Annotated in this window: 10 protein-coding genes and 1 pseudogene; 8 read left to right on the forward strand and 3 right to left on the reverse strand. The window is 38.9% G+C overall.

The window, feature by feature from the left end; all coding sequences use genetic code 11:
• Positions 1-532: 532 nt before the first annotated feature.
• The 8 genes and pseudogenes from CRI63_RS13655 to CRI63_RS13680 all read left to right on the forward strand — a co-directional run bounded on the left by CRI63_RS13655 (position 533) and on the right by CRI63_RS13680 (position 7,675).
• Positions 533-1,309, forward strand: coding sequence for an ABC transporter permease (locus CRI63_RS13655; protein ID WP_130237369.1), 777 nt, complete (start codon positions 533-535; stop codon positions 1,307-1,309).
• A complete protein-coding gene (locus tag CRI63_RS13660) occupies positions 1,306-1,983 on the forward strand; it encodes an ABC transporter ATP-binding protein (protein ID WP_135519811.1) in 678 nt (225 codons plus the stop codon). The genes CRI63_RS13655 and CRI63_RS13660 overlap by 4 nt, the downstream gene beginning before the upstream one ends.
• Positions 1,984-2,368: 385 nt before the next feature.
• Entirely contained in the window at positions 2,369-3,571 is a 1,203-nt protein-coding gene (locus tag CRI63_RS13665) for a CDP-glycerol glycerophosphotransferase family protein (protein WP_240782751.1), read from the forward strand.
• A gap of 17 nt (positions 3,572-3,588) precedes the next feature.
• Complete coding sequence (locus tag CRI63_RS24695; protein ID WP_276606368.1) at positions 3,589-3,822, forward strand: NTP transferase domain-containing protein; 234 nt, start codon at positions 3,589-3,591, stop codon at positions 3,820-3,822.
• 46 nt (positions 3,823-3,868) lie between these two features.
• Positions 3,869-4,964 (forward strand): annotated as a pseudogene (locus tag CRI63_RS24700) (SDR family oxidoreductase).
• An 819-nt stretch (positions 4,965-5,783) separates the two neighbouring features.
• Complete coding sequence (locus CRI63_RS24400; protein WP_240782752.1) at positions 5,784-6,191, forward strand: hypothetical protein; 408 nt, start codon at positions 5,784-5,786, stop codon at positions 6,189-6,191.
• 100 nt (positions 6,192-6,291) lie between these two features.
• Positions 6,292-6,681, forward strand: coding sequence for a hypothetical protein (locus tag CRI63_RS24405; protein ID WP_240782753.1), 390 nt, complete (start codon positions 6,292-6,294; stop codon positions 6,679-6,681).
• Positions 6,682-6,715: 34 nt separating this feature from the next.
• Entirely contained in the window at positions 6,716-7,675 is a 960-nt protein-coding gene (locus tag CRI63_RS13680) for a hypothetical protein (protein ID WP_130224029.1), read from the forward strand.
• A gap of 261 nt (positions 7,676-7,936) precedes the next feature.
• Here the strand turns inward: CRI63_RS13680 and CRI63_RS13685 are convergent, their stop codons facing one another.
• Genes CRI63_RS13685 through kdsB form a run of 3 tightly spaced genes read right to left on the reverse strand, consistent with a single transcriptional unit; the run spans position 7,937 to position 11,968 of the window.
• Positions 7,937-9,169 (reverse strand): capsular biosynthesis protein, encoded by a 1,233-nt coding sequence (locus CRI63_RS13685; RefSeq protein ID WP_135519813.1) that lies wholly within the window; start codon positions 9,167-9,169, stop codon positions 7,937-7,939.
• 34 nt (positions 9,170-9,203) lie between these two features.
• Entirely contained in the window at positions 9,204-11,231 is a 2,028-nt protein-coding gene (locus CRI63_RS13690; protein WP_135519815.1) for a capsular polysaccharide biosynthesis protein, read from the reverse strand.
• A complete protein-coding gene (kdsB, locus tag CRI63_RS13695; RefSeq protein WP_135519817.1) occupies positions 11,228-11,968 on the reverse strand; it encodes a 3-deoxy-manno-octulosonate cytidylyltransferase in 741 nt (246 codons plus the stop codon). Before kdsB ends, CRI63_RS13690 begins: the two co-directional genes overlap by 4 nt.
• Between the last annotated feature and the right edge of the window lie 3 nt (positions 11,969-11,971).

Here is an 11,971-nt window from a genome sequence, read left to right on the forward strand (position 1 = left end):
AGTTTCTCGCTAAACAATTTATTGGTAATCAATCGCATGCGTTCTGGTTTGAGACAGATTGCAGGTGTTGTTACGCATAAAATTCATAGGTGGTATTATAATCAAGTAGTTAACAGTAATAGTAAAAAATAATTTCTTGCGAAATTAGCAGCCCATTTTGAATAAGTGTGTTCCGGAGTAATCCAGAACGCATGCTGCGTTACGTCTTTTTTAAGCCATATTGGTTAAGCAAAAAGAGGTAGAAATAATTTCCTGAGAAATTAACTCAACATTCTGAAACGGCCAGTTTTCTGAAATTACCAGAAGACCGAATACATTCATGCCTGAAGAATGGATTAGAAGAAACGAGACGGAAATAGATCTATTTATCCCTGCAGAAATAATTTCTGCTGAAATTGTTTGCTGCTATTAAAAAGGTCAAACCGTCTGAGTGAATTTTATCCAGTCACAAACAAGTATTACCTCCAGTGTATTGGTAGCTGTTAAGCCAGGGGCGGTAGCATACCTGAAGAGAATAGGATCACATCACCAAATGGCAAGAAGTGGATTTGAAGTCCAGAAAGTCACCGTAGAGGCATTATTTCTACGAGAAATACGAACACGCTTTGGTAAGTTCCGTCTGGGATATCTGTGGGCGATTCTCGAACCCTCTGCGCATTTGCTGATACTGTTGGGCATTTTTGGTTACATTATGCACCGCACGATGCCAGACATCTCATTCCCGGTGTTTTTACTTAATGGCCTGATTCCCTTTTTTATCTTTAGCAGTATCAGCAAACGTTCTATTGGTGCTATTGAAGCGAACCAGGGGTTGTTTAATTATCGACCAGTAAAACCCATCGATACGATCATTGCGCGCGCACTGCTTGAGACACTGATTTACGTTGCTGTTTATATATTGCTCATGCTTATCGTCTGGATGGCAGGCGAATATTTCGAAATAACAAACTTTTTACAACTTGTGCTTACCTGGAGTCTGCTGATCATTCTTTCATGTGGCGTCGGCTTAATATTCATGGTCGTTGGCAAAACCTTCCCTGAAATGCAAAAGGTCCTGCCGATACTGCTTAAGCCGCTGTATTTCATCTCCTGCATCATGTTCCCTCTACACTCGATTCCAAAGCAATACTGGTCATATCTACTCTGGAACCCATTAGTGCATATCGTGGAGTTAAGCCGCGAGGCCGTTATGCCTGGCTATATCAGCGAAGGCGTGAGTCTGAACTACCTGGCAATGTTTACTCTGGTCACCCTGTTCATCGGTCTGGCGTTATACCGAACGCGTGAAGAGGCAATGCTGACATCATGATTAAGATTGAGAATTTGACGAAGTCCTATCGCACGCCAACGGGTCGACATTATGTCTTTAAGGATTTAAATATTGAAATCCCTTCAGGAAAAAGTGTCGCCTTTATTGGTCGCAACGGAGCGGGTAAATCAACGTTACTGAGAATGATTGGCGGCATTGACCGCCCTGACAGTGGAAAGATCATCACCAATAAAACAATATCATGGCCAGTCGGCCTTGCAGGTGGATTTCAGGGAAGTTTAACCGGACGCGAAAACGTAAAATTTGTTGCCCGGTTATACGCGAAGCAAGAAGAACTGAAAGAGAAAATTGAGTTTGTTGAAGAATTTGCCGAACTCGGTAAGTACTTTGATATGCCGATTAAAACTTACTCCTCAGGTATGCGATCTCGCCTGGGCTTTGGTTTAAGCATGGCATTTAAGTTTGATTATTATATCGTCGATGAAGTAACGGCGGTCGGTGATGCCAGGTTTAAAGAAAAATGCGCTCAATTGTTTAAAGAAAGGCATAAAGAATCTAGCTTTTTAATGGTTTCACATAGTTTGAATTCATTGAAAGAGTTTTGTGATGTGGCGATTGTGTTTAAGGATGATAATGCGGTTAGTTTTCATGAGGATGTTCAGGAGGGGATAGATGAGTATAGGTGTGATGGTATATTAAATCCATTACCATAAGTCATATATTGATGATGTAAAAAAGAGTTATTATAAAATCGATCTAAAGCATTCATCTTATATATTATAAAAATACACTTTAATTGTGTATAGTAAAATAAGATGAGTATGCCTTTGTTGAGCAAAAAAATGTAAAATGTAATGGTGTTTTTATTAGATGTCACATCTTAAGATAAAAATATTTTATGCATTCATATTTTAAATCATTAATTGTTTTTGAAAAGGAGTTGGAGCTTGTCAAAGTTAAGCAAGTTAGTAACAAAGCCTGATATGTTCTTCAGAGATATGATTAAGAAAAAGACGTGGGGATACAATAAAAGACTCAAATAATAAAAAACAACCTGATAAATCAGAAAAAGTCAATATTGTTTCAAAAACACCTAAGTTGGCTGAAAAAGATAAGAAAAAAAACATTACTAATAACTTAGCTAAAAATGAACCTAAAATGATTACAACAAATATTAGGCTGTTTACAAAAATAAACCACTTGATACATACGGGAGAAGGTATAAATTGTTCATTTCATATTGAACAATGGATCGGTGAATTTATATCCTCAAATGAAAGGTTTGCATTATTAATTAGAGACATTAATCTTTATAATTGGGCTATTACAAAATATCCCAATGTGGATATTGTGTATGCAAAGTCAGCCATCGCAGTGGAACAGGTTCTGAATCAGTTACCATATCTTAAAGCAATTTACTATCTTTCTAATACTGGTAATTTGATTCATACTCTAAGATATAATATTTACCAACATATATTTTTAGGACATGGCGATAGTGATAAAGCAGCAAGTGCGCATAAGTTTTTTAGGGTGTATGATGAAATTTGGGTAGCAGGGCAGGCACATATTGATAGATTTAAAAATGCAGGATTCAATGTAGAACATATAAAGTTTGTTAAAGTAGGGCGTCCTTCCTTAAAGCAAATTGTAAAACAATCTGTTAGTAATAATAATGTGACAGAACATATTATTAAAACACTAACTTACTTTCCAACATGGGAAGGTGCTTTTGAGGAGAATAATTATTCATCAGCTAGATTGTCACCTATATTTCTCTCTGAATTACAACAAAAACTTAATTGTAAAATAGTAGCTAAATACCATCCACTTACAGGCTCACGAGATAAAACATTAGAAACGATCCAAGATGCATTACAAAATAGTTTCATAGATCGTTCTTGCATGCTTTCAATTGCTAACAAGTCAGAACCGATACCCAACTTGGTTGTTAACAGTGATTTGTTTATTTGTGATATTTCAGCTGTAGTAAGTGAATGTATATCTTCATTATCTCCAATTTTTATTTATATTCCTGAAGATCGTAATGTGATTACTTCTGGAAGTGATATGCATTATTCTGATTATGCATACACCTTTTCAAATATAGAGCAGTTGATGCAACTAATAGAAAACATAATTATTAATGGGAATGATCATCTAGCTGAAGCCAGATATAAAGCATTAGATTATCTTTTGAGTGTAAATGAAACAGTAAACGATGCATTTTTAAATGAGCTTAAGAGAATAAGTTCAACTGTTTCAGAAAAAGAAAATAAACGTGAATTTGTCATTCAATAAAAATAAGGTGGTTTAATATGAAAAATATTGCTGTTATTCTTTCTGGTGGTTCAGGTGCGAGATTTGGAGGAACCTTACCAAAGCAGTTTACAAAGTTAGCAGGAAGAGCAGTTATAGAATATACTATCGATGCTTTCGAAAGAACAGAGTTAATTGATGAAATTATTATAGTTTCACAACCAAATTACACTGAACTGACATGGGATTATGTGAAGAAAAACCAATGGAATAAAGTTACAAAAAATTTTTAATGGAGGGAAGGAGCGATTTGATTCAACATATTCAGCGTTACAAGGCTTGGAAGGCGAAGACGATAATTGCAATATCCTTTTCCATGATGCTGTAAGACCATTAATCGATGAGACAATAATTAGTAATTGTATCGAATCTCTGAAAATTTTTGAGGCTGTAGATGTTGTTATTCCATCGGCAGATACCTTAGTCGAGGTCTATGATGACGGATGTATTTCTAATATACCAAATCGCGCACTAATGCGGCGGGGCCAAACACCACAAGCATTTAAGTTAGGAACAATAAAATTGGCATATCAACGTGCAATTGCTGAAAAGCGGTTTAGTTTTACGTGTGATTGTGGTGTTGTTCGATCAATGGTACCTGGTGTCCGGGTTGCTACAGTCATGGGGACTGAAGCAAATATGAAAGTAACACAACCTATTGATCTTTTTATCGCAGAAAAATTACTTCAGGAAGCGAATAAAATATCTTTTTCTACAGGTGATGATTTAAGTTTTATTAAAGGGAAAAATATTGTCATCTTTGGTGGGAACAGTGGTATTGGATTGGAAATACAAAAGGAGGCAATTTTATTAGGCGCAAATGTTGAAGTTGCAAGTCGTTCTTTCAATAATGTTGATATTGCTAATATCGAGAATATAGAACACTTCCTTAATAATGTTAATGAAAAGTTGGGATCAATAGATTATATAATAAATACAGCTGGTGTTTTGATAAAGAAACCAATTGATGCACTTACATTTAATGAAGTGAATTCTCTAATAGGCATTAATTATGTTGGCGCTGTTAATATAGCTATCGCTGCAAAAAAATATTTAAAAAAAATCTTCAGGGATGCTATTGAATTTTACATCAAGTTCGTATACTCGTGGACGTTCTTATTATGCTCTTTATTCATCTTCGAAGGCTGCAATTGTAAACTTTACCCAAGCAATTGCAGAAGAATGGACCTCAGACAACATAAAAGTTAATTGTATTAATCCAGAAAGAACTGCAACACCGATGAGAACATCGAATTTTGGCGTTGAACCAAGCGACTTGCTTCTTGACCCCAAAGATGTTGCCCTTACAAGCCTTAAAGTGTTAGGCTCAAACAGAACAGGGCTTATTGTTGATATCCGTAAAGATGGAAGATGATTTGTAATTGATAGAGAATTATACGGGTGTTAATTAACCGGTGGGCAATTAACAAACGCTATATCACAGGTAGTGGCTAATAATCATTTTACAGATAGTAATCATAAATGATTAATCATTAAAGTTATTAATTAAACAAAAATGATTAGTACTATAAATTTCATTATGCTACTACCTTATTTAAATTATGTTTATTTATCATGGCCTAATATAACATGTAATTATCAATGTTTTACTTATAACATGACTGTTTTTGAGTTTTAGTTATTGTAATAAACGATCTGTAATTTAATATTCTTAACAAAAAATGGATGAATGTATATTTCATTTAGGTTTTCCATAAAGCATTATAAATTTATTTTTTACAAGATTTTACTACATTTTTTTATTAAGAATGAGATTTTAAATAGCATTGCTCCAGATAAATTGCATCAATAGTTATTGGTTTGTGTTTTTTATAATTGTTAAAGATAAACCTGCTGGTCTTTTTAATAACATTTATAAAATATTAAACCCTGTGAGATATCATAAATAAATAGATATTAATATGACAATAAATACAAGGGGCATACATTATGTCCAATAATAGCCTATATTATATATATATAGATACAAAGATAAAAGGTGCATTTGAGCAACTTATTCGTTACTTTCAATCACAAGTATTTAATAACAAGGATTGTATTAGTGTTTTTTGTAAATATTATAAGGAAATAGAACATTTAGCTGTCGAGGTATTTAATAAACATAATATAACGTTTAAGTTTATTAAAAAAAAATTCAGATCTATCCTTTATCAAGGGAAGGATTGTATTTTATTTGTTTAATGCACAGTCCAATTGTCGTGTCGTAGCCAATAGAGATCTTATCCATGTTTTTGTAACTCACGGCGAGAGTCATAAGCTAGCCTCTGTTAAACCAATTATTAGAATCTACGACTATGTAATTACATCAGGTGATGTTGGAGTTGATAGATATTTGAAATCAGGTATATTCACTCAGTACGATATCAACAATGGGAAAGTGCTAAAATTAGGCGATACTTTTATCGGTAGCAATATTTTTAAATACGAATCAAATTCGCATAGTCTTGTCTATGCCCCTACATGGGAGGGTGGAGTTCCGGAAGAAAATTATTGCTCGATTAGTATGTCTATCGCAAAAAACATAGATAAATTCTGTAAAAAAAATAACATTAAAAAAAATTTTTATACAACCTCATCCTAATTTAGGACATAGAGATGCAAAGTATCGATATTATTTGAATGAATGCATTGATTTTTTTTTGAGATCAAATTTAACTGTTTTCTTGGTAGAGGATGGATTTGTGCGACAATATTATTATTTTGTTTTTTGGAAAGGCAGAAAAAAAAAGGTAGAAAATATCGGCGTTTCATTTGCAATTACTGATATTTCTGCTATGGAGGTACAGTTTCACTCTCGAAGAATTCCATGTAGCGTAGTGCTAAAAGAAAACAAGGCGGAAAGAATATATATCCCCAAAAGAATGCTGCCGTTTTATAAGAATATTTTATTTGATAAGGTGGTGTGTAATTCAAGTATTCCATCATGCCCTAATGATATAATTGATTACATGATATCTTATTCCCTGCCTACGTTAAAACATAAAACATATTCTGAGAGAATACAATGGCTATGTAATTATGTGCATGAAGATAAGAAAATAAAGACAAAACTCCTAGAGTCAATATATTAAAATATTCTTGTTGTCAGGATGATGATTATTTTTTATGAATGCGATTAAGAATTTATATCTCTTGTTGTTGTTATTGTTGTGTTTTAATGTTAAGGCAAGCATCACTTCTGATAAAGATGTTATTATAGATGATAATTATATATTTAAAAAAATAAAGCTACATCGGTTGGGGAAAGGTAAGAATAACGTTACTCAAGGTCTTGTGATTGATGATAAAACTGATGGTCTATACACACTACATGTAACAGGGAAACCAGAAAAAGGAGTTGTAAATCATTTTTTGCTTGTTGACGAATCTAATAAAATTACGGCTTGTTCTTTTCAGAATCCTACGGATTTTATAGGTCATCAAGGTTTAACTTTTGATTATAGCAATGGGTATTTAGTTTCTTCGGCTGGTGATGCATTTAGTTACAAGGGATGGTTTATCACGCACTTTAAATATCAGCAGCAAGCGTTTCCGTATGATATGAAATTTACAAAAGTATTCGATAGACCATATAATACTCGTGTTAGTACAATGCCTGTTTTAACCTTAGATGCTAAATATTTAATAGTAAGAAGTAAGTTGAATGGTAGAGACTTATTAAGAGTCTATAATAGTGAAGAAGTTAACTTTCGAATCGAGAGTGATATTTCATCAGAACAAAATATAGAATGGTTTATCGATGCAGGTTTAACCAATGATAATTATGTACTGCAAGCCATTACCGCTGATAATAAATATATATATTTGTTGAGTGGGGGAGGGAATAGAGAAAACAAAAGAATCTATATTTACACGTTAAAAGGAGAGCTTGTAAGAAAGTTTAATAATGTAACAGTAGGGAAAAAAGATTCTCTTAACAGTGGCAAAGAAAAACATTGGGAACCTGAAGGTTTAGCTATTGATCGCAAATCAAAATCATTGGTTATCATGTATGCTTTTGGGGATCATAAAAAAAGATTTGCTCAATTATATTATATTCCTTTAGATAAACTTATTGATGAGTGATGATAGTAACAATATTTTCATATTTGATGGTTATAAATGTGTAATGCTAATAACTTCGTCATATTTTCGTGTGAATACTAATAAAATAAATTTTCTACAAAAATAATTGATTAGTGTATAGATTATACTTGTATCATTTATAGATAATAACAAAATTACATCTTGGATTTTTAACTTGGCTTGTGGATGGTTGTTGTTTATATTTGTAACATTAAAATGGCATCATTTTAATAATTGTTTTGTGTTGTTTATTATTATATTTCATACTTGACACGACAAGCTCTGAAAATATTTATCCAGTTTTATCTTGTTAAAAATCATCTCCCCATAATAAACCCCATTAACCTGCGTCTTAACCAATAAATACCCTCGAAACTTCTTAAACAGTTTCATATCCGGTTTAAAATCGGCCTGCCAGAACTGGTGCAAATGCCCTTGATACGTCAATCCTTTGATGTCGTACAGGGCATTGCCCATCACTTTGAGTGGTTTGTTATGAATCAGTGCAGAGATCCCCGCCGTACTGTTAATCGTCACCACCGCTTTTGCGTGGCGTAATAATTCCGGCATCGGGAGATCGTGCACGTATATGACTCGCTCACCTAAGCCATATTCCTTACTCAACCGCTTAATTAATGGTCGATAGAGTCTGTGACCACGATCCATCGGATGATGTTTGATCACCAAATAACTCTCTTTCGGCGCTTTACGCGAAAATGAGTACATGACTTCATTAATATAGTCACGCACATCGTTATAATTGCTGTGGTTACGAATCTGGCTATCGTTATACACCTGCAAAACGGCAAGATAATAACGCTGATCCAGCTCATTCGTTAACCTCGGCAATACCTTACGCTGTGTTACCTTGTAAAGTTGCTTGCGCCAGTACGCACGAACCCAGCAACGAGCCTCATACCAGGGGGAAAACGATTTGTGGTGGCGGTAGCGAGGAAACTCACGACGGTAATGCCAGCCCATCAGGTAATACCACATCGCATGACCTATACGTTTCATCGTTGAAGGTTTTAAGTTCTCAACGTGCGGCGCAGGCATATCTGGTAACTTACGATAAAAATCCGGATCGCGCGGTAGCGATGAATATGCGTTCACTCCGCCTTCTTCAACGGTTATAAATTGCGGACGTAAATATCCTTCCTCAAATGCCAGAAAGCGGATACCTTTCGACGTTGCCCACCGTTTGGCTTCTTTGTGCAATGGGCGGCAGTCACCAAAGCAGAGGATGGTGTCAAAGTCATATTGTCGGTGGAGATCTCGCAACCAACCAGGAAACTCTTTCGGCGTTTGATAGTAAGCCAGATATTGTCGATGGCGGCAGTAAAAACGATCCCCACCGTTGAAGACAACATTCACAGCGTTACGGCCTAATGACTCTAACCATTCGGCGACGTCATTGAAAAAAGGTCCCATCGGTCCCTGCAAAAGCAGATATTTTTTACCCGATAATAAAATGGTTAGTGCGTTGTCTTGCATAAATAATTTGCGTAATAGTCAACTATGAAATTGTTTAGCCAAATCTGACCTTGCAGAACATAATTAATTTGCGGTAATAGCGTATTACCCGCCCCGCTTTTTTTCGGGTAATAAACATCGGCTTGCGCGGCGTCTGGATTAAATATTCCGCAGCTTCTTCAACCGTAATAGGTTGTAGCCGTGTTGGGTGGATATAGGTTGGATAAACAATCAACGCCTGATAGATCAAGTCTGCTAGCGTTAATCTGCGCTCGCGGCGCGGGCAGTGATGTTCATCAACGGTTAACCCCCAACCGGCATAGAAGGGCATGCCGTAACAATGAACTTGCTTGCCATGTAATAACGCTTCAAACCCGGACAATGATGTCATGGTGTGCACTTCATCTGCGCGCTGAATGCATTGAATAATATCTGCGTCCAGAGCCTGATAATTGGCAAGTTCAGAGATCAATTTAGCCGGAATATTGCCCTTGCGATTTCCCACCAGTACATCCGGGTGCGGTTTATAAATAATGTAGGCGCGCGGATTACGCTCGCGTACTGTGCGCAATAACTCAAGGTTGCTCTTAATCGAGACAGTGCCTGTTTTAATAGATGCATCGTCCTCTACCTGACCCGGTACCAGGATGATTTTTTTACCTTTGGACTCGGCAGGCAGAGAGAAATCGGCCCCCAGGTTGTATTTACTCAGTTTGCTTTCAACCAGCCGCTGGCGTAATTTTTCAGCTCGCATCTGCTGCGCCAGCGTTAACTGGCTGTGATTAAGCAGTACTTCCAGGTCGCTGGGGCGCGTGGCGTCATAGTAGATCCCGCGTTTATCTAGCACCAACGATAGCGGCGGCAAAAGGTCAGAGCCAAGTCCGGATGAACGCAGAAAACCATCTTCCATTCGCCATAATGGCAGTGATTTTCGCTGCGCTTCGGCCTGCCATTGCTGTTCTCCTTTTACACCCCATACCACGCAAGCGGTGGCGGCAGTACAGCGACGTGTAAAACTCAGTCGGTTTGTCGCTGTTCGCAAGAAAGGTTTCAGGATCGCCGACTTCCACAGCGTTAAGCCTGGCGCCCACAAATAGCCATTACGCTGTTGCTGATGGCTGCGCTGTAATTGCAGCCATTGCAGTACGGTAAACAGATCGCTTGTGGCCCCGGTGAGCGGGTCGATATAGCGACAGTAACGCAGGTATGCTGCGGCAAAAAGTTCTTCCAGCGTGGCAGAACCGCGTCGAGCGGATAACAAAGCGGACTGCGGATGGCGATCGTCGGTTAAGCCCCAGCCTGCATACCAGGGCTGACCGAAACATGTCACTGGTTTTCCTGCCAGCAAGGCTTCAAAGCCGTATTGGGAGGTCACGACGTATACCCGGGAAACGTGTCGCAACAGCGACTGCGGGCTGACATTCTCGGCAATCAAACGTACTCGTTGCGTGGCGCGCAGATCGGCGAAATAACCTGTTTTCTTTCCTTCAAGTACATCTGGGTGCACCTTCACCCAAATTTCGGCTTGAGGATTTTCCGCCATCGCGGCTTCAAGCATGGCAGCAAACTCATGCGGGCCAGCATTACCATACGTCACTGACATATCATTAAATGTCTGATCGACAACCAGAACGATGTCTGAATGTTCTGATTCATCAGCCACAAACGCAGGCGCCAGATTATATTTCGACAAATCATCGGTCACGATGGTGTGCATCGCTTCTCTGGCCTGATCAGCCAATGCCGCATTTCCGGCTTTATCCTGTACCAGTTTCTCCAGCGCCGAAGGCTTGCTGGCATCGTAGTAAATGCCGGAGTCATCCACCACCAGAGAAAGCGGCGGTGCGCCATTGACGCCAAGATCCAGCGAACGCACAAATCCATCTTCCAGACGAATGATGGGTTTTCCCGCAGCTTTGGCGATGGCGACTGGTTTCGCCGCGCTGGGGCGATGCCCCCACACGGCGATAGCATCGACGTTTTGCGGAACAGGACGCAGCAGAGAAAGTTTCTGGCACGGTTGCGCCAGAAATTTCTCCAGATGTGGAATACGCCAGATGCCAGACGAGTAAATGCCAATCATGCGTTTTCGGCCAGTTCCTGCGCCATCAGAGCGCGCACCTTTTCAAGGCATGCCGGGGTGTCAACGCCCGGACCGGTTGCGGCAACCTCAAATGTGCGAATGTTGATCCCCGCGTTCATCAACCGTAGCTGCTCCAGTGATTCCGCCTGCTCCGGCATGGACTCTGGCAATTGACTGTAGTTTTGCAGCACATCGCGACGATAAGCGTAAATACCGACGTGTTTCAGGTAGCGCGCTTTTTCAGCATTACGCGGATACGGAATCGGCGAACGGCTGAAATAAAGTGCATCCTGGCGGGTATTTACCACCACTTTTACCGTGCTTGGCTCTGTTGCTTCTTCGGCAGAAATCGCGTGGCATAGCGTTGCCACTGGCAACGCGGGGTCATCACGCATTCCTTGCAGCAGCGTTTCTACATCCCGCGGGCGAATCATTGGTTCATCGCCCTGCAGGTTAATGTAGATATCTGCTTCCACCGTATGCATTACCTCGACCAGCCGATCGGTGCCGGATTCATGATCGTTGCGCGTCATGATGGCTTTCCCGCCAAACGCCTGCACGGCCTGTTCAACGCGCGGGTCGTCTGTTGCCACCCAAACTTCCGCAACGCCCGCCACCTGTAACGCACGCTCGTAAACATGCTGGATCATCGGTTTGCCAACAATATCGAGCAGTGGCTTACCCGGCAGGCGCGAGGAGCCGTAGCGGGCCGGAATGACAATAACTGCTTTGCTCATTTC

The organism is Escherichia sp. E2661, assembly GCF_004745185.1.
In the GTDB taxonomy this organism is placed as follows: Bacteria; Pseudomonadota; Gammaproteobacteria; order Enterobacterales; family Enterobacteriaceae; genus Escherichia.